The sequence below is a fragment of the Campylobacter sp. 2457A genome (assembly GCF_020135895.1).
Lineage (GTDB): Bacteria > Campylobacterota > Campylobacteria > Campylobacterales > Campylobacteraceae > Campylobacter_D > Campylobacter_D taeniopygiae.
Window position 1 is genome coordinate 23417 of the sequence record NZ_JACHTO010000016.1, and the last position, 19110, is coordinate 42526.

A 19110-nucleotide genomic window follows, 5' to 3' on the forward strand; every position below is an offset into this window, starting at 1 on the left:
TGATGCAAAAAATTTATTATGAATTATTTTTTAAAGTAGATAAACAATATAAAAATTTATTTCTTGATTTTGTTTTTGATTTAGGTATTGAAGCCATAGAAGAAAAAGATGAAGGTATTTATATACGTTCAAATGAGAGTTTAGAAGAACTCTCATGGGCTCTTGAAATTTTTACTCAAAAACTGAAAGAAAAATTTAACACAAAAGAAGAAATTCTCTACAACAAAACTGTCGAAGAAAAAGAAAATAAAAATTGGATAGAAGAATATAAAAAAAATATCAAACCTATTTTAATTGATCAAATTTATATTCATACTACTTGGCAAGAAGAAAAGAAAAATTATATTAATATTAAAATAAATCCTGCTTTGGCTTTTGGTTCGGGTCACCATGAGAGTACTTATGCTTGTATAAAATTTTTACAAAAATTTGCAAAAAAAGATGATTTAGTTTTAGATTTGGGTTGTGGTAGTGGGATTTTAGGTATTGCAATGTCAAAACTAGGTTGCAAGGTTGAAATATGTGATACTGATGAATTAGCTATTCATAGTTCTTTAGAAAATGCCAAACTCAATCAGGTTTGTTTTGAAAATTCATGGAAAGGTTCTATTGATCAGGCAAAACATAAATATGATTTAATTGTAGCAAATATTATTGCAGATGTTATTTTGATTTTAGAAAAAGATATTAAAAAACATTTAAAAGATAATGCTATACTTATATTGTCTGGAATTTTAGACAAATATCAGACAAGAATTAAAGAAAAATTTCAAGATTTGGAGCTTATTGATGAAATTAAAATCAATGAATGGTGCTCTTTTGTATATAAAAATAAAAAGGAAATCTAATGAATAATTCTTCAAACAATAAAGGCAATCCGCAAAATAACGGTTTTTTTAATAAAAATCCTATTTTTATTTTTGCGGTTTTTGCTATTGTAATGATAGTCATTTTTAAAGGATTATTTGATGGAAATTCCTCATTTAGCGGTATGCTAAATGGCGGAGAAACTCATAAAAATATTCCTTATTCTGAACTTAAAAAATTAATAGAAAGTGGTCAGATTAATCAAGTCAGCATAGGACAAACCACTATAAAAGCTGTTTCAGGTTCCCAAAATACGGTTTATAGTGCTAAAAAGGTTAATGATCCAGAGCTTGTGAGTTTGCTTGATAGTAAAAATATCGCCTATGGAGCTTATTCTGAAACAAATTGGTTTACTGATATATTGTTTTCATGGGTGCTACCTGTGTTTATATTTTTTGGAATTTGGATGTTTTTGGCTAGTCGTATGCAAAAAAATATGGGGGGATCTATTTTAGGTATAGGAAGTTCTAAAAAATTAGTCAATTCTGAAAAGCCAAAAGTAAAATTTAATGATGTTGCAGGTGTTGAAGAGGCTAAAGAAGAGGTTAAGGAAATAGTTGATTTTCTAAAGTACCCTGAAAGATATATTAAACTTGGGGCTAAAATCCCGAAAGGACTATTGCTTGTTGGACCTCCAGGAACAGGTAAAACTTTACTTGCAAAAGCAGTTGCTGGTGAAGCAGATGTTCCATTTTTTAGCGTCTCTGGTTCTTCTTTTATTGAAATGTTTGTGGGTGTTGGTGCATCTCGCGTGAGAGATTTATTTGAAAATGCAAAAAAAGAAGCTCCTGCTATTGTATTTATCGACGAGATTGATGCTATAGGAAAAAGTCGTGCAGCTAGTGGTATGATGGGTGGAAATGATGAAAGAGAGCAAACCTTAAATCAGCTTTTGGCAGAGATGGATGGTTTTGGAACGGAAAGTTCTCCTGTTATTGTCTTAGCGGCTACAAACCGTCCAGAAGTTTTAGATGCTGCGCTTTTAAGACCAGGTAGATTTGACAGACAAGTTTTGGTGGATAAGCCGGATTTTAAAGGTAGATGTGATATTTTAAAAGTTCATATGAAAGATGTTAAAATTTCTCCTGAAGTAAAAGTTGAAGATATTGCAAGATTGACCGCAGGACTTGCTGGTGCTGATTTGGCTAATATTATCAATGAAGCTGCGTTATTAGCGGGAAGAGATTCTAAAAAACATGTAGAACAAAATGATCTTGTAGAAGCGGTTGAAAGAGCTATAGCTGGACTTGAAAAGAAATCGCGTCGTATTAGTGATAAAGAGAAAAAAATTGTAACTTATCATGAATGTGGTCACGCTTTAATTGCTGAAACCACAAAAGGTGCAAAAAAAGTAAGTAAGGTATCTGTTATCCCAAGAGGTTTAGCAGCATTAGGTTATACACTCAATACTCCTGAAGAGAATAAATTTTTAATGCAAAAACATGAACTCATTGCTGAAGTTGATGTGCTTTTAGGTGGTAGAGCAGCTGAAGAAGTGTTTATAGGAGAAATTTCAACAGGGGCAAGTAATGATTTAGAAAGAGCTACAGATATCATAAAAGCAATGATCTCTATGTATGGTATGAGTGAAATCGCAGGTTTGATGGTGCTTGAAAAACAAAGAAATACTTTTTTAAGTGGTGGACAAACCATTAAAGACTATTCTGAGAAAACAGCAGAGTCTTTAGATGAATATGTTAAAAAAACTTTAGATGAACGTTACAAGGATGTTAAAGATACACTAAGTGCATATAAGGGTGCTATTGAAACTATGGTTGCAGCACTTTATGAGGAAGAAACAATAGAGGGTGCAAAAGTGCGAGAGATTATTAAAAATTATGAAAATGAAAATAATCTTTCAAGTCGTTTGCAAGACATTGAAGAAAATACTAAAGAAGAAAAATAATGAAATATATCGCAAAAGAGGGCTATTTTAGTATAGGTTTGATTGTATTTTTAATCATATTTTTTTGGATTTTAAATGGCTTTTCTTTTGTGCTTTTTTTGGCACTATTGATATTTTTATTTATTTTTAGAAATCCAAATCGTATTTTAATTTGTCATGATAAAAAAGCAATTTTATCTCCTATAAATGGGCAAATTATTCAAATAGAAAATACTTTTAGAAAAGATTTTGGAGAATGTATAGAAATAAGTATCGCCAATTCTTTTTGCAATGCAGGTTCTTTTTATGCTCCTTTTGAAATGAATATTGATGAAGTTAAATATAGATACGGACTTTTTATAGATAAAGGATTTCAAAATTTAAATTTTTTAAAAGAAAAAATTTCTATCAATGCTGTAAGTAATTCATCTAAAATAATTTTGGAAATTTATGCTGGAAATTTAGGAAGAAAACTAAGACTTGATAATATTTCTTATGGTTTAAAAGTTGGGGATAGATTAGGTTTTTTAATTGATGGAAAGATAAAACTGGTACTTCCGAAAAATATACGGATACAAGCAGGACTTGGAGATGAAATAAAATCTGGATCTTTGTTGGGTTATTTGATTTAAGGAGATTGTTATGAATAGCAATAAACCGCAATTTGTTTATATTTTACCAAACCTTTTTACCGCTGCTTCTATTTTTTTGGGTGTTATTTCTATCATTAGCTCCATACAAGGAAATTATTACAAGGCTTTAATTTATATCATTTTTTCTTTAATCTGTGACGGACTCGATGGAAGGGTAGCTAGACTAACAAAAACCACTTCAAAATTTGGAATCGAATTTGATTCTTTGGCCGATTTGGTTGCTTTTGGCGTTGCTCCTGCTATACTTTTTTACATGGTAATAGGTTCTGAATATGGAAGATATGGTTCTTTGATCGCGGCCTTTTTTGTGGTTTTTGGTGCGATACGTCTGGCAAGATTTAATGTAACAACCGGAACTTACGAGCCCTCTGTTTTCATAGGTCTTCCTATACCTACAGCAGCTGTTGTTAGTTCGATTTGGACTTATAGTTATTATCATTATGATTTTTTAAAAACCTACGGTATTGCTTTTTTAATTTTGCAAGCAATTTTAGGTTTATTGATGGTAAGTAATATACGCTATCCAAGTTTTAAAAAATTGGATTTTAATCGATCTAGTGTTTTAAAAGTGTTAATTATATTAATCATTATATTTTCATTTTTGTATCTTTATCCTCTTAGAAGTTTAATCACTTTAGCGAGTTTGTATGTTCTTTATGGAATTATACGAGCTTTTTATACGATTATTTATTCTAAATTTAAAAGAAGTTAAGTGTAAAATTTAGCAATGTTTTCACATTCTTCATTGCTAAATCCAGCTTTTAATCTTGCGTCTATATTAAGTTTTTTTCCAGCAAGGGAAAATTGATGAAATAAATTACAAATATCTAAAAAGCTATATTGTTCTTTATTTGAGAATTTCCACCAATAATCCCCTTTTTTTACATGGTTGATTTCGTCATTTAAAATGATGGCTAAGATTTCTTTTAATAAATTTTTTATAGGATGATTTGAACTTTCAAGTTTTGCAACTACAAAAGGATTTGCATCAAGCCCTTTTGCTTCTAAGCCACGATGAACTACACCCATTCTAAAATTTAAAGAATTTTGGGTTACTTTTAGCGCAGCTTCTAAATTATCATGTACACTAAAATCTCCATATTTAAAACCTAGTTCTTTTAATGCTGAATTTAAGAAATTAAAATGTTTAATTTCTTCTTCAGCAACCTCTAGCCAATCTTTATAAAATTGTTCTGGCAAATTTTTAAAACGATAACTTGCATCTAAAGCTAGATTGATAGCACTAAATTCAATATGTGCTATAGAATGGATTATTTTAGCTAAAGAATGGGTAGAATTTACAAATTTTGGACGTCTGATTCTTGTTGGATGAATAAGTTTTAAATTAGAATATATATTTTCCTTAAAAATGCTATTTTGATCATGATTGAAGACAATTTTTTGACTTTTAAAATTATCATAAAAATCAGAAAATTGTTTAAATTTTTCTTCAATATCTTGTTCGTATAAAATTTTTTCCAAATTAGAAAAGAATTCTTGATGCATTTTTATCCTAAATTTTTATTTTAATTATATTTAAAAAAAATAAATTTTGTTATAATTTTAATTTTTTAGATTGGAAAATGATAATGAAAATATTAAGCGAAGAAGAAAAAAGAATTATTTTACTAAAGGGCACTGAAGCCCCTTTTAGTGGAAAGTATAATGATTTTTATGAAAAAGGGATTTATCTTTGTAAGCAATGCGGTTCTAAGCTTTATAAATCAGAGGATAAATTTAAATCAGGATGTGGTTGGCCAAGTTTTGATGATGAAATTTCAGGAGCTGTAAAAAGAATCCTCGATAAAGATGGGGTGCGTACAGAAATAGTGTGTTCAAATTGCAATGCACATCTTGGGCATGTTTTTGAAGGTGAGGGTTTTACTGAGAAAAATATTAGACATTGTGTAAATTCAATTTCATTAGAATTTGTAAAAGGTTGATCGTGTTATCAAATTTAGGTTCTGAATTTTATTTAATGTTTTTTTCTAGTATAACCTTGCTTGCTATTTTAAATCCATTTGGGAATTTAACTCAATTTTTATCTATGAGTGATGGTTTGCCTTTAAACCTTAGAAAAAGGTTGTTTAGATATATACTTTATACAGCACTTGTTATTATGCTTGTATTTTTATTTTTGGGTCCTTTGCTTATGCAATATATTTTTCGAATTTCATTGGATGAATTAAGGGTTTCTGGGGGATTGGTTTTAATCATCATGGCGATTAAAAATTTACTTTTTTCTACAAAAATGATTATGAAAGATTTTAGTTTTTATCAAGAAATGGATGATAAAGAAATTTTGCGTCAAAGTTTAATTCCTATGGCTTTTCCTATGCTTGTTGGGCCAGGAGCTTTGGCAAGCGTGGTTGTGATTTCTGGAGATTGTGGGATTGATATAGCTCTTGGAGGTATGGTTATAGCTTTTGTTTTTATGTTTGTTTTGTTTCATTTTGCAGCAACTATAGAAAAAATAGTTGGAAAACTTATTTTGCATATTTTCTCTCGTATCGCTCAAGTGTTTATCGCGGCTATGGGGTTTAAGATGATTGTAATAGGACTAAAGGATATTTTTCATTTATAAATTTTATTTTTTTAAATCTTTAAAATTTTCAAAGCCGCTTTCTTGACAGCATTTTTCTTCAATAATCTTTAGAAATTCTTCTCTAGGGATGTTTTTTGCACCCATAAATTCTAAGTGTTTGTTATAAATTTGACAATCTATTATGAAATTATAAGGCGATAATAGATCGCAAAGTTTTATCATTGCGATTTTTGAAACATTTTTTCTTAGACTAACCATGCTTTCTCCAAAAAAAACTTTTCCTATGATTAATCCATAAATTCCCCCTACAAATTCATCATGGTCATAGAGTTCTAAAGTATGAACATATCCTAATTGAAAAAGAGTATTGTATGCTCGGATGAAATCATTATCGATCCAGCTTTGAGAACGTGCGTTCTTACAAGAAGTGATGAGTTTTAAAAAATCATAATCAAGCTTTACTTCGTAAAGATTTAAAAATTTTTTCATATTTTTTTGTATATGAATTTCTTTAGGCTCTAATATACATCTAGGATCAGGACACCACCAAGTAACTGGATTGCTAGTCCATGGAAAAAGTCCAAAACGATAAGCTTTTAAGATAAAATTTGCTTCTAATTTTGCACTTAAAAATACAGGTGCATCTTTAGGAGCTTTTAATAATTTAGAATATAAATTCAAGCTGTCCATTTTTTTTGAGTTTGATTTTAACTATTCCGCCTTGTTTGAGTTTGCCAAAAAGAATTTCATCACTAATTTTTTCTCCAATTTCTTCGCAAATGATACGTTTAAGTAATCTGACGCCAAATTCTTTATTATAGGCTTTTTTAGCTAAATAAATTTTAGTTTTTTCATCGGCGGTAATTTTGATATTTTTTAAATTTGCAGAAATTTCATCCAATTCCTTTTGTACAATTTTTGCTAATATCTCATCATTTAAATCATTAAAATGCAATATTTTATCAATTCTATTGATAAATTCAGGAGCAAAAAAATCTTTTATAGCGCGATCACTTTTTGATTCATTTTTACTTAAAAATCCCAATTCATTACTCTCTTTTAAGCCTAGATTTGATGTCATTATGATAATAGTATTTTTAAAATCTATTTTAAGTCCGCTATTGTCTGTAAGTTCGGCATTATCAAATATTTGTAAAAAGGTATTGCTTAAATCAGGGTGGGCTTTTTCTATTTCATCAAAAAGCACCAAGCTGAAAGGATTTTTTCGTATAGCATTACTTAAAAGCCCACCGTCTTCATAGCCAACATAGCCAGCAGGAGAGCCTATAAGCTTACTAAGAGAGTGTTTTTCTGCGTATTCACTCATATCAAAACGTTCTAAATTGAGTCCTAAAAATTCTGCCAAAGTTTTACAAAGTTCTGTTTTTCCAACCCCGCTAGATCCTGTAAATAAAAAAATTCCTCTTGGAGAATTAGAATTTTTAAATCCAGCAAAACTTTGTTTTAACGTAGATACCAACCCATCAATAACTTCATCTTGTCCAAAAATTTTCGTTTTTAAATTCGTCTTTAAGTTAGCCAAAGCTTTATTATGATCAAATTCAAACATTTTATGATGTCGAGTCATTTTAGCTAAGACAAGCTCCAAATCTTTAAGCGTGATATTTTTTTTATTTTTTGGATTTAAGGCAAAAGAGGCTCCAAGTTCATCAATAAGATCTATGGCACTATCTGGTAAATACTTGTCGTTAAAAAATTTTTTACCCCAAGTGACTGCTTGTTTGAGAATTTCATCATCGAGTTTGATTTGATGAAATTTTTCATACTTTGTTTTTAATCCTTGTAAAATTTGAAAGGCTTCTTCTTGGCTTGGTTCATCTACATTGATTTTAGCAAAACGACGACTCAAAGGCTTGTTTTTATCAAAAGTATTTTTATATTCCATATAAGTGGTAGCCCCTATGCATTTTAAGTTACCGTTGCTAAGCGATGGTTTTAAAAGATTTGAAAAATCAGCGTGTGATTCTCCCGTTGCTCCAGTTCCAACTATAGTGTGAATTTCATCAATGAATAAAATGGCGTTAGGTATTTTATCTAGTTCATTTAGAATTTCTTTAATACGTTTTTCAAAATCTCCGCGATATTTTGTCCCAGAAAGTAATCCGGCCATATCTAAGCTAAAAATTTGAGCATTTTGTAATTTTTTAGGAACTTTTTTTTCGACAATAGCAAGAGCAAGTCCTTCAATGATAGCTGTTTTGCCAACTCCGGCTTCGCCAACTAAAATAGGATTGTTTTTTTTGCGACGAGATAAAATTTGTAATATTCTTTCGAGTTCAAATTTTCTACCTATCAAGGGATCGATTTTTCCTTGCTTTGCTAAAAGAGTTAGATTATTTGTATAAGAATTTAAAATTTCTACTTGAGTGTGTTGTTTGAGTTCTTGTATTTTTTCTAGATTGATATCGTATTTTTTTAATAAATAATTTGATATTGTTCTTTCGTCCTGTAAAATTTTTTCTAGAAAATCAATGATTTTCATTTCGGCAAAATTATCCGCTAAAATTTCATCCAAAATAATAGAATTAGTAGGTGTAACTTCTTCATTTAATATTTCATTATTTTTTGCTATGTGGTTTTTAAGCTCTTCTTCGAAAATTTCTAAGTCTTTATCGGTGCATTCTTTGAAAATGGTTTTAAAATCCACGCTTAATTTAACTAGAGCAAAAATCAAATGCTCACAAGTTGTAAATTCGTGCTTATTAATAAAGCTTAAATGTCTAGCATGTTCGAGATACTTTTGTAAATTTTCTTGATATTTCATTCTTTTTCCACTTTTACTCTTAAAGGAAAATTTGCCAGTTGTGCAGCTTCAAAAACTTTTTTTTGTTTTGAAAGCGCTATTTCTTGCGTATAAATTCCGCATACTCCACTACCATTTAAATGAACTTCTAGCATAATTTTGCTTGCATTTTCAAAATTATGATGAAAAATACTCATTAAAATTTCTATAACAAAGTCCATCGTGGTTATATCGTCATTTAATAATATAACCTTAAACATTTTAGGTTCTTGGAGTTTGCTTTGCTCTAGAGTTTTAACTTTTGGCATTATTTTTCTTTATAAATTCTATTTAAATCATCTTGAATTATTTGAGTTGGAATTTTTCCAAGATAAAAATTCACAGGAGTATTGTTATTCCAATAATCGCTAAGATTTTGATAATTTCCATTTTTCATAACAACTTTAAAAGGTAGTTGCTCCATACTTTGGTAATTAATATCTTTTAAGATTTGGGCAATAATGCGATCATTTTGAGAGTTATTGCTTAAAAAATAATAAGCTCCATAGTCATTAGCAAATTTTTTTACAGCATCATCGCTAACATCTTCAAAGTGTGTTAAACCGATGATAATAAGTTTATCTGAATTATTTCTCCAAAGATTGCTAAGATTTAAAGCTTCTTCCTTGCAAGGAGTGCAGAAAGTGCCAAAAAAATCAATCATTAAAACCTTATTTTCCTCCCCTTTAACAACAAATCCTTTATCAGTTCGAATAAGGGTTTTAGTAGCACCACCATTGATATTTTTCAAAACGATCTCATCGCCTTTTTTATATTCTTCAAACATATAATCATTTTTCACATCTTCTTCATGAGAGCAAGCACTGAGAAAAAAAATAACACTTGCGCAAACCAGAGTTAAAATTTTTTTCATTTAATCATCCCTTTGTTGATATTTTTTAAAGCCATTCTAGCATCTAAATCAGCTTGTTTCTTTTTTAAGGTTTCACGCTTATCGTGTAAATTTTTACCCTTAACTAAAGCTAGGGTTGCTTTGACTTTATTTTTATTGTTAAAATAAAGATCTAATGCAACAAGCGTATATCCTTCAATGCTAACTTTACCAAAAAGCTTATCGATTTGTTTTCTGTGCATCAATAGCTTTCTAGCGCCTCTTTCTTCATGTTTGTAAAAAGCATGAGTCGTATTTAATAAAGCAATATGAGCGTTTAAAAGAAAAAGTTCTCCTTTGATAATACGAACAAAAGAATCTTTTAGATTAGCCCTTCCAGCACGTAAAGCCACCACTTCACTGCCTTTAAGAACAATGCCAACCTCAAAACGTTCTATAATGCTATAGTTAAATAAAGCTTTTTTATTTCTAGCGATAATTTTCACTTATCAACCTTAAAAACACTACTTCCGCTTCCACTTAAAAAATATTGATTTTCTAAATAATCTAACATTTTAGGATATAAAGATGCACAAGGGGTAAATAAATCATTAAGTTCTAAGTTTTTATAGTCTTGAAGAAGTTCTTTAGTGCTTAAATTTTCATATATTTTAGCTTGTTTTAAATTGAGATTAAAATCATGTCTTTTTTTATCAAATTCTTTATAAACCTTGCTTGTATCGCAAAAGATTTGTGGAAAAGTCCAATTGAGGCTCGGAATTTCATCTTCAAAAGCGTTGATAATTTCTCCGCATCCGCTAACATTTGCAGAGTGAAATCCGCTTAGAAAAAAGGCAATATCACTTCCTAGTTTTGTGCTTAGATTGATTAATTCTTGAGTGGATAGTTTTAAATTTAAAGTTTCATTCGTTAAAATTAAAAAACTCGCACAATCGCTACTTCCGCCACCAAGTCCCGCACCTGTTGGTATATTTTTTATAAGTTTTAAGCTTTTATTTTTAAATAATTCTTCAAGTTGATTTTTATAGCCATAGTCGCATAATAAATGATAAGCTTTTTTGATAATATTGTCTTCACAGTGAAAATCACTAATGATTTCAAAACCTTCTTGAGTCTTTTCATCGCTTAAATAAAGTTCATCATAAAGATCTTTAAGTAATATAAAGCGAGAGCTTAAAAGATGGTATCTTCTAGTATCTAATCCAATAAGTTTTAAGAAAATATTTGCTTTAGCGTATGCTTTCATTTGATTAGTTTTTTACTTAGATCGTCTAAGCTGATATCGTTTTTAACTACAGAATGCAAGTTTTCATCTTTAATTTGAGTCATCAATTCTTTTCTTAAAATCATTAGTGATTTTGGAGCATCGATACCTATTTTTGCATAGCCTTTTCCGGTTTGAACCACTTTAATCTCTATGCCTTCACCGATAATAATACTTTCATTTTCTTTTCTTGATAATATTAACATTTTTCAACCTTATTTAAAAGATATTTTACCTTATTTTCATTAATATTAATAATGCTAAAATATTTTTCACTTTCTATATAATAATTTCCGCTATCTTGATATTTAAGATCATCCAAACTTAGCTTAGATCCGTTTTCAAGTTTGCTTAGATCACAAATGAAATTAGGTTTTAAATCAAGATATTCTAACACATTAATTTTTTTTTCGTTATTATAGACAAATTTTCCTTCTTTTATGCGCTCTAATGAACTTAAAGTGGCATTAATGCCTAATTTTTTAGCAAAAATTTCGCAATAAGATCTAATATAAGATCCTTCACTAACACTGATTTCTATGCTTAAAAAGGGATGATTATAATGTAAAATTTTGCAAGAAAAAATTTCCATTGTGCAAGATTTTAACGCAATATTTTCTCCTTTTTTTGCAAATTCATAGGCCCTTTTTCCTTCAATTTTTTTAGCGCTAAATTGAGGTGGGAAGTAATCAATCAAGCCTAAAAGTTCTTCACTGATTTTTTCAAGAGCTGATAAATTAAAAGGTTTTAAAGTCTTTATTTCTTGTATGTTTTTATTATCAAGACTTAAAGATTTTACACCAAACCATAAGGTTGCTCGATAAATTTTTGGAGTTTTTTTTAAAAATTGAAAAAGTTTAGTGTATTGCCCAAAAGCGACAATTAAAACACCTTTAGCAAAAGGATCTAAAGTTCCAGAATATCCCGCTTTTTTATTATTGTATTTTTTCTTGAGTTGATTTAAAAAATGATTAGAGCTTATTTCCGCGGGTTTAAATGCGGCAAAAATTCTATTCACACTACACCTTCTACAAAACTTGATAAAATGGTGCGTTCTATGCCGCCAAAATTGATTTTTAATCTTTCTTCCCTGCCGTTTTTAATAACACCTGTAATTCTCCCTATACCAAAAATTTTATGTTTTACCAAATCTCCTTTTTGATAATTTGATGTATTTTTTTGAGAAATAGAATAAGGAGATTTGTTTTGGTTAAGTTTGCTTTCTTCTAAAAACCTACTAGGAAAAAGTTTAGTTCTCGATCCACGATAAAATCTTGAGTTTGAAACGCTTAAATGAAGTTGTTTTTTTGCTCTTGTTATAGCAACATAAGCAAGACGTCTTTCTTCTTCTATATCTGAATTATCTACCGGAAAAAAACCTTCTTCAAGGCCTATGATAAAAACATGATCAAATTCCAAGCCTTTGCTTGCATGAATACTCATAATATAAACACAATTACCATCCAAATTATCTTGATCACTCAAAAGCGAAATTTCATTTAAAAAATCATTTAATTTAAGATCTTCATCTTGTTTGATTTTATCATTAAGATTGGCATAAAATTCACAAATATTAGCAACTCTATCTTCTGTATCGATTTGTTCTTTATAAAAATCTTTCAATTTAATTTTTTCTTCAAACTGATCAATGAGTTGTTTTAAATTTTTACATTCTAATAATTCATGGATGACGTGGATAAATTTTTGTATTTCACGATTTGTTTTTTTTGAGCTGATAATATTGGGATTGCATAATGCTTCAAAAAGAGAAATTTTTTCTTTTTTGGCATATTCTTCAAATTTTTTAACACTGCTTTCTCCTATACCTCTTTTTGGACGATTGATAATGCGTTTTAGTGAAAAATCATCATTGGTATTAGCAAGAAAGCGTAAATAAGCGATTAAATCTTTAATTTCTAATCTTTCGTAAAAACGCATACCGCTAAGTAATTTATAAGCAATTTTTTCACGCATGAAAGCTTCTTCGATAGCGCGTGAGAGTGCATTAACTCGAAACAAAACAGCGATTTCATTTGCAGGAGTATTGTTGCTAAGTAATTCTTTGATTTTTTCACAGATGCTATTGCTTTCTTTTTTTTCATCATCACTATAAAGAAGTTTTATTTCTTCTCCGTGATCTTTAGTGCAAACTAAAGTTTTGCCTAATCTTTTTTTATTGTGTTCAATTAAGATATTTGCAGCATTTAAAATCGATCCTACGGAGCGATAATTTTGTTCTAGTTTTACTAATTTGACATTATCAAATTGGCTTTGAAAATTTAAAATATTTTCTATTTTAGCGCCCCTCCATCCATAAATACTTTGATCATCGTCCCCTACAACGCAAATATTTTCATGAGAACTGCAAAGTTTTTTTAGAATTTTATATTGTAAAGTATTGGTATCTTGGTATTCATCAACGGTGATGTATTGATAAATATTGCTTTGAGCTTTGGCAAATTCTAAATCATTTTCCAAAATTTGATAGGGTAAAAGTAATAAATCATCAAAATCAACAAAATTGTATTTTGCTAAATAATCTTGATATTTTTGATAATATTTTATATAAGTTTTATCTGAATTTTCTATTGTTTTTAAATCTTTTAAAATTTCATCAGGATTTTTAGCGATATTTTTACAAGTGGAGATAAAATGTAAAATAGTAGAAATATTTTCTTTGGAGTTATCAACCATTTCTTTTAAAATTTTTTTTGCATCATCGCTATCTATAACAATAAAATCATTTTGTCGGTTAAGTTTTTCAATATGCATTCTTAAAAACATAAGTCCAAATTTGTGAAAAGTGCATAGGAGTGGATTAGCATGATTATTAATTAAAGCCAAAGCCCTTGTTCTCATTACGCTTGCTGCTTTGTTGGTAAAGGTTAGGGTGAGGGTATTTGAGGCTGGAATTCCTACTTCTTTTATGAGGTAGGCTAGGCGAGTTGTAATGGTTTTTGTTTTGCCGCTACCAGCACCTGCTAAAATAAGCATAGCTCCATCAATATGTGAAGCTGCCTCTATTTGGCTAGAATTTAAACCTTCAAATAAGTTCATTTTTTTAAAAGATCTAAATTATTTGGGTTTTGTAGAAAAATATTTTTAGAATTTTGTAAATTCTGCTTATTTTTACGCTTATAAAGGCTAAAATTAACAAAGATAACGCTATTTTCAACTTGAATTTGAGTGATAGCTCCAAGATCAACTTTAACATAGCTGTCAAAATCATTAGGACCAAATCCAGCGTGAAATTGCAAGTATTCTTTTTCTAATTCTATAGAGCTAAAAGTATAACCACCCAAAACAAAAAGTGCATAAGGATTTTTTTTAACATCTAATTCAGGTGGTAAAATAGGATTAAAATCTAGAAATTGAGTATTGGCAACTATTGAAAATTCTATGTTATTTTGGATTAAATTCTGTATAACTCGAAAACAATTATCTTGCATTAAATTGATAAAATTTTCATTTTTTAAAATAGTTTCTAGCATCACAACTCCATAAATTCATCGATCATTTGTTTAATTTCAGCCATACCAATTTCCCAAAAATTTTCATTTTCTATATCAAAACCAAACATTGATACAAGTTCTTTTGGGCTAACACTTCCTCCTAAAGAAAGCATTTTGATATAAAGCTCTTTAAAATTTTGCTTTTCTTTTCTTTTGTAAAGTCCATAAAATGCAAGTACTAAAAGTTGTGCATATGCATAAGCATAACAATAAAATGGAGTATGGATAAAATGTGGGATATAACTCCACCAAAGTGCATAATTTTTAGTTAAATCCACGCTTTCTTTAAACATTTTTTGGGATTCTTCCATCCAAATTTTAGAAATTTCTTCACTGCTTAATTCGTGCTTGTGATTATGAATACGTCTTTCAAAGCAAGTAAAATTAATTTGCCTATAAAGTGTGGCAAAAATATCTTCGATTTTTGCAGCATAAAGAGCGATGAGTTCTTCTTTTTTTAATTTATTTTTAACATAATCAAAAACTAGCATTTCTGCAAATACTGAAGCCGTTTCGGCTGTTGTTAGTGGGGTATCTTGATTTAAAAAAGATACGCTATAGGATAATTTTTGATGAATAGTATGTCCTAGCTCGTGAGCAAGTGTAAAAAGATCTCTTCTTTTGTTGGTATAATTTAACAAAATAAAAGGATGAGAATCTGGTGTAGCGGAGTGAGAAAAAGCTCCTCCTTGCTTTTTATCTTGAGGAAAAACATCAATCCATCCTTTTTCAAAGGCTTCTTTTGCTATATCTCCAAAAATAGGTGAGAAATCATAAAAAGCTTCTAAGATAATTTTTTTACTTTCTTCAAAGCTAAAATTGGTTTCTTTTCCGATTGGAGCATAACGATCGTAATCTTTTAAAGTATCATACCCTAAGATTTGTTTTTTCTTTTTATAAAAACGTTCTACAAGTGAGAAATTTTTTTGAGTTATTTTTATAAGGGAATCAACGCTTTGTTTAGAAATTTGATTTTTTAAATGTCTTGGTGTTTCTGCATCTTCATAGCCACGCAAAGTACAAATATTTTTGAGTTCAGTTTTTACCATATTGAGAATAAAAGTAAGTAAATTTATGTTTTTATTTAAAGCTTTTGTAAATTTTTTTGCTGCTTTTTTTCTGATTTTTCTATCATGATCATAGAGTTTGCTTAAAATTTCTTCTTCACTTAATTCTTGCTCCTCAAAAGATATTTTTAAAGAACTTATACTCTCATCAAAAAGACGACCAAAAGCACTTGCTCCGGTATTAGACATATAAAGCATCACCCGTTCTTCTTTTTGGCTTAAATTATATTTTTTATTTTTGATTAAATTTGTAAGATAAAAATGATAATCTTGACAAAATGTTATGAATTCTTGATTTTTATTTTCGCTAATTGTGCAAAATTCAAGCTCAAAAAATAATAAATTTTCTTCTGCTTTTTGACATTCTTGCTCATATTTAGCATAAAAAGAACCCCTAGAAGTGTCTTTTGCAAAACATAAATAAGCATAGGTCATTATTTTGGAAAGTTTTAAATTTAAATTTTCATATTCTTTAAGAGCGTTTAAAAAATGTTGCGCTGTGAGTGATTCTAACTTGTTTTCATAGTTTTCTTTAAATAATTCTGTTTCATTAATGCAGCAAGATGTGTAATTTTCTAATTCTTTTTCATTTTGAAAAAGTATACTAAGATCCCATTGAGTCATTATTTTTCCTTAGTTTTCTAAAATTAGTTTTTTTAAAACAGCCATTCTAATTGCAACACCATTTTTTACTTGCTTTAAAATCAAAGCTCTTTGATCTTTCATAACTTCATCGCTGATATCAATATTTCTATTTACAGGGCCTGGGTGAAGTAAAATGAGTTTTTTATCTTTTATAAGCTTAGGGTTGATGCAAAAATCATTAGCATAATCTTTTAGAGATGCATAAACTATCTTTTCATGTCTTTCAACTTGAGTTCTTAAACTCATGATAATGTCTGCGTTTTCGATTAATTCTTCGTTTAAATGATAAGATTTTGGCAAGGATGTATTTGGCATAAAATGTGGCGGAGCTACTAGGGTAATTTTTATACCAAAGCGACTTAAAAGTTCAATATTTGAAGAGGCAACGCGAGAATTTTTTATATCTCCAACTATTAAAATTCTTTTATTTTCAATATCTCCTTGAAAATGTTCATAAATGGTAAATAAATCAAGCAAAGCTTGAGTAGGATGAGCGTGTTTTCCATCTCCACCATTAACAACAGGACAATGAACGCATGAAGATAAAATGCGAGGTACTCCAGAATTTGCATGCCTTACAATAATAGCATGAGGATGCATTGCATCTAAATTTGCAGCAGTATCATAAAGTGTTTCGCCTTTGCTTGAACTCGATCTTGAAACATCCAAGCGCAAAACCCTTGCTCCTAATCTTCTAGCTGCACTTTCAAAAGATGAAAGGGTTCTAGTAGAGTTTTCAAAAAAAATAGTCGTAATGCTTTTTTCTTTAAGAAAGTCTCTAGGTTTTTCATCTAAAAACTCTTTAGCTTCTTGAAAAAGCTCTATAACCTCATTATTGCTAAAATCTTTTGTTGTGATAAGATGTCTCATGCTCGCCTCGCTAAAAATCAACAAAAATTTTAAAATTTTTAAGCTAAAAAATATTCTTAATTTTATCGAAATTTTTCTTAATATTTATAAATTTTATTGAATTAACGTAGTGTAAATTTATTTTTAGTTATAATAATGTGCTTTATTTTAAAATTAAAGGATTTTTTTATGTATCTATTCACTTCTGAAGTTGTAAGCGCAGGTCATCCTGATAAATGCGCGGATATAATCGCTGATACAATAGTGGATATACTCTTGAAAAATGACAAAAATTCAAGGGTGGCGAGTGAGGTTTTTGTCGCAGGAAATAAGATTGTGATTGGAGGAGAAGTAAAATCAAATCACAAACTCAGTAAATCTGATTACGATAATTTAGTTAGAGATGTTTTGAAAAATATTGGTTATGATGGAGCAGGGCATTTTAGCAAAGAACAATGCCTACATCCTGATGAAATTGATGTTATGGTATTTTTAAATGAACAAAGCCCTGATATCAATCAAGGCGTTGATCAAGAAGATGGGGAAACTGGAGCCGGAGATCAAGGTATAATGTTTGGTTTTGCAAGTTGTGAAGCTGATGAATATATGCCTGCGGCCATTTCTTACGCAAGAATGCTTTGTGATAAGGTTTATGCTTATGCAAAGTCTCATCCACACGAACTTGGGGTCGATATTAAAACTCAAGTGACTATTGATTACGACACAAAAGAGAATTTTGAAAATTGTATGCCACAAAGCATTCATACTATAGTTGTTTCAGCTCCTTGTGTGGAAAGCATGAAAATTGAAGATTTAAGATCTTTGGTGATGAAACTTATTTTAGATACGAATTTGCCAAAAGAACTTTTTAATCCGGAAAAAACAAGAATTTTAATCAATCCTACTGGAAAATATGTCAATCACTCTTCATTGCATGATAGTGGCTTAACAGGAAGAAAGCTTATTGTGGATAGTTTTGGTGGATATTCTCCAATCGGTGGAGGTGCTCAATCGAGTAAAGATTATACTAAAGTTGATCGCAGCGGACTTTATGCGGGTAGATGGCTTGCTAAAAATATTGTAGCAGCTGGACTTGCTAAAAAGTGCATTGTTCAATTAAGTTATGCTATAGGTGTTGCAAGACCAACTTCTGTAAGCGTGGATTGCATGGGGACTAATACAAGTGTGAGTGATGAGGTTTTAAGCGATTTTGTAATGGAAAATTTCTCTTTAACACCTAATTGGATACGCGATAAATTTGGCTTAGATAAACCAAGTAAAGAAACTTTTTTATATGCTGATGTTGCAGCTAGAGGGCAAGTTGGTCAAAAGGATTATCCTTGGGAAAAACTAGATGCATTGGAGCAATTTAAAAAACTAAAAAAATAAAAGTCCTATAAAAAAGGGCTTTTATTTGCCTATTTTTTAAACTAAATTTTTATATAATATCTTTGTTTATAAATTTATTATATCTAATCTAAGGACCCTCACCATGCAAAACCCAAAATCAGCCACAGAAAGAATTAAAAACCATTTAGCTTATAAACTCGGTCAAGCTATGATCGAATATAATAAAAATGGGGGGGGGTGCTTAAGCTTATTTAAAAAGCTTTATAGCATTATAAAACAATATAAAAAAGAAAAATTAATCTATCAAGAAACTGTTAAAGTCTTTCCTTCTTTAAAATATCCCAATTTAGAAAAATGTTCTGATTATAAACAAGCTTTAAAATATCAATTTCATTTATCTTATATGTTAGGTGAAGTTCTAATCAAAACTTTTAAAACTTGGTATAAAGGAAGTATTTTTACATTGGCTAAAAATGTAAAAAAAGCCAATAAAGAATTTCAAATATTTAAAAAAACATTTGATCAATTTAAAATATATGATGTAGAAATTCCTAAAGATCTTTTAAGCAACAAATCTTTATTTTTGGAAAAAATTTTAAAAATAGAAAAGCTATTAAAAACCCATGAAGATTATAAACCTATTATAGAAAATATCTTTCATAATTTTGATTATTTTATAAAGAATTTTAACCTTATAGAAGAATGGTTATTGTCAAATGATTTTAATGAAAAATACAAAAAAGAAAACCATCCTTATCCGTCTTTACTTGATCCTAAAAAACTTAATGATGAAAAAGAAAAAATAAATTACAAAACT

The 19110-nt window shown here is 29.3% G+C and carries 20 protein-coding genes and 1 pseudogene; 8 read left to right on the forward strand and 13 right to left on the reverse strand.

Features of this window, described 5'->3' with window-relative positions:
- Nucleotides 1-2: 2 nt before the first annotated feature.
- The 4 genes from H2280_RS06050 to pssA are packed head-to-tail and all read left to right on the forward strand — an operon-like array spanning nt 3 to nt 4117.
- Nucleotides 3-848 carry a 50S ribosomal protein L11 methyltransferase gene (locus H2280_RS06050; RefSeq protein WP_337215961.1) on the forward strand — a complete coding sequence of 282 codons (846 nt, stop codon included), beginning with the start codon at nt 3-5 and terminating at the stop codon, nt 846-848.
- Nucleotides 848-2773, forward strand: coding sequence for an ATP-dependent zinc metalloprotease FtsH (gene ftsH / locus H2280_RS06055; RefSeq protein WP_337195279.1), 1926 nt, complete (start codon nt 848-850; stop codon nt 2771-2773). The genes H2280_RS06050 and ftsH overlap by 1 nt, the downstream gene beginning before the upstream one ends.
- Nucleotides 2773-3384: a phosphatidylserine decarboxylase gene (locus H2280_RS06060; RefSeq protein ID WP_337215962.1), complete on the forward strand. Its 612-nt coding sequence runs from the start codon at nt 2773-2775 to the stop codon at nt 3382-3384. Before ftsH ends, H2280_RS06060 begins: the two co-directional genes overlap by 1 nt.
- Nucleotides 3385-3394: 10 nt before the next feature.
- A complete protein-coding gene (gene pssA / locus H2280_RS06065; protein ID WP_137623452.1) occupies nt 3395-4117 on the forward strand; it encodes a CDP-diacylglycerol--serine O-phosphatidyltransferase in 723 nt (240 codons plus the stop codon).
- Here the strand turns inward: pssA and H2280_RS06070 are convergent.
- Entirely contained in the window at nt 4114-4911 is a 798-nt protein-coding gene (locus tag H2280_RS06070; protein ID WP_137623451.1) for a ferritin-like domain-containing protein, read from the reverse strand. The genes pssA and H2280_RS06070 overlap by 4 nt on opposite strands.
- An 83-nt stretch (nt 4912-4994) precedes the next feature.
- On the opposite strand from H2280_RS06070, the gene H2280_RS06075 reads away from it, so the two are divergent.
- Both H2280_RS06075 and H2280_RS06080 read left to right on the forward strand, forming a co-directional pair.
- The gene (locus H2280_RS06075; protein WP_337215963.1) at nt 4995-5348 is read left to right on the forward strand and encodes a methionine-R-sulfoxide reductase; all 354 of its coding nucleotides are present in this window, start codon (nt 4995-4997) and stop codon (nt 5346-5348) included.
- A 35-nt stretch (nt 5349-5383) separates the two neighbouring features.
- Nucleotides 5384-5989, forward strand: a complete 606-nt coding sequence (locus H2280_RS06080) for a MarC family protein (protein WP_137623480.1) — start codon at nt 5384-5386, stop codon at nt 5987-5989.
- A 3-nt stretch (nt 5990-5992) separates the two neighbouring features.
- On the opposite strand, the gene aat is transcribed toward H2280_RS06080, so the two are convergent.
- The 12 genes from aat to H2280_RS06140 are packed head-to-tail and all read right to left on the reverse strand — an operon-like array spanning nt 5993 to nt 16964.
- On the reverse strand, nt 5993-6640 hold the full coding sequence (gene aat / locus H2280_RS06085; RefSeq protein ID WP_337215964.1) for a leucyl/phenylalanyl-tRNA--protein transferase: 648 nt from the start codon (nt 6638-6640) through the stop codon (nt 5993-5995).
- The gene (locus H2280_RS06090; RefSeq protein WP_337215965.1) at nt 6615-8735 is read right to left on the reverse strand and encodes an AAA family ATPase; all 2121 of its coding nucleotides are present in this window, start codon (nt 8733-8735) and stop codon (nt 6615-6617) included. Before H2280_RS06090 ends, aat begins: the two co-directional genes overlap by 26 nt.
- On the reverse strand, nt 8732-9022 hold the full coding sequence (locus H2280_RS06095) for an ATP-dependent Clp protease adaptor ClpS (RefSeq protein ID WP_337215966.1): 291 nt from the start codon (nt 9020-9022) through the stop codon (nt 8732-8734). The genes H2280_RS06090 and H2280_RS06095 overlap by 4 nt, the downstream gene beginning before the upstream one ends.
- Nucleotides 9022-9627 (reverse strand): TlpA family protein disulfide reductase, encoded by a 606-nt coding sequence (locus tag H2280_RS06100; RefSeq protein WP_337215967.1) that lies wholly within the window; start codon nt 9625-9627, stop codon nt 9022-9024. Before H2280_RS06100 ends, H2280_RS06095 begins: the two co-directional genes overlap by 1 nt.
- Nucleotides 9624-10091: an SsrA-binding protein SmpB gene (smpB, locus tag H2280_RS06105; RefSeq protein ID WP_337195275.1), complete on the reverse strand. Its 468-nt coding sequence runs from the start codon at nt 10089-10091 to the stop codon at nt 9624-9626. Before smpB ends, H2280_RS06100 begins: the two co-directional genes overlap by 4 nt.
- On the reverse strand, nt 10088-10852 hold the full coding sequence (locus tag H2280_RS06110; protein WP_337215968.1) for a 4-(cytidine 5'-diphospho)-2-C-methyl-D-erythritol kinase: 765 nt from the start codon (nt 10850-10852) through the stop codon (nt 10088-10090). Before H2280_RS06110 ends, smpB begins: the two co-directional genes overlap by 4 nt.
- Entirely contained in the window at nt 10849-11076 is a 228-nt protein-coding gene (gene csrA, locus H2280_RS06115) for a carbon storage regulator CsrA (RefSeq protein WP_137623444.1), read from the reverse strand. The genes H2280_RS06110 and csrA overlap by 4 nt, the downstream gene beginning before the upstream one ends.
- A complete protein-coding gene (truB, locus tag H2280_RS06120; RefSeq protein ID WP_337215969.1) occupies nt 11070-11888 on the reverse strand; it encodes a tRNA pseudouridine(55) synthase TruB in 819 nt (272 codons plus the stop codon). Before truB ends, csrA begins: the two co-directional genes overlap by 7 nt.
- Nucleotides 11885-13927, reverse strand: a complete 2043-nt coding sequence (locus tag H2280_RS06125) for an ATP-dependent helicase (RefSeq protein ID WP_337215970.1) — start codon at nt 13925-13927, stop codon at nt 11885-11887. The genes truB and H2280_RS06125 overlap by 4 nt, the downstream gene beginning before the upstream one ends.
- A complete protein-coding gene (locus tag H2280_RS06130; RefSeq protein ID WP_337215971.1) occupies nt 13924-14361 on the reverse strand; it encodes a hypothetical protein in 438 nt (145 codons plus the stop codon). Before H2280_RS06130 ends, H2280_RS06125 begins: the two co-directional genes overlap by 4 nt.
- Complete coding sequence (locus H2280_RS06135; RefSeq protein WP_337215972.1) at nt 14361-16073, reverse strand: M3 family oligoendopeptidase; 1713 nt, start codon at nt 16071-16073, stop codon at nt 14361-14363. The genes H2280_RS06130 and H2280_RS06135 overlap by 1 nt, the downstream gene beginning before the upstream one ends.
- A gap of 9 nt (nt 16074-16082) precedes the next feature.
- The gene (locus H2280_RS06140) at nt 16083-16964 is read right to left on the reverse strand and encodes an aspartate carbamoyltransferase catalytic subunit (protein ID WP_337215973.1); all 882 of its coding nucleotides are present in this window, start codon (nt 16962-16964) and stop codon (nt 16083-16085) included.
- 168 nt (nt 16965-17132) lie between these two features.
- On the opposite strand from H2280_RS06140, the gene metK reads away from it, so the two are divergent.
- Both metK and H2280_RS06150 read left to right on the forward strand, forming a co-directional pair.
- A complete protein-coding gene (gene metK, locus H2280_RS06145) occupies nt 17133-18332 on the forward strand; it encodes a methionine adenosyltransferase (protein ID WP_337215974.1) in 1200 nt (399 codons plus the stop codon).
- A 103-nt stretch (nt 18333-18435) separates the two neighbouring features.
- Nucleotides 18436-19110, forward strand: a pseudogene (locus tag H2280_RS06150) (DUF2972 domain-containing protein); the annotation flags it as partial.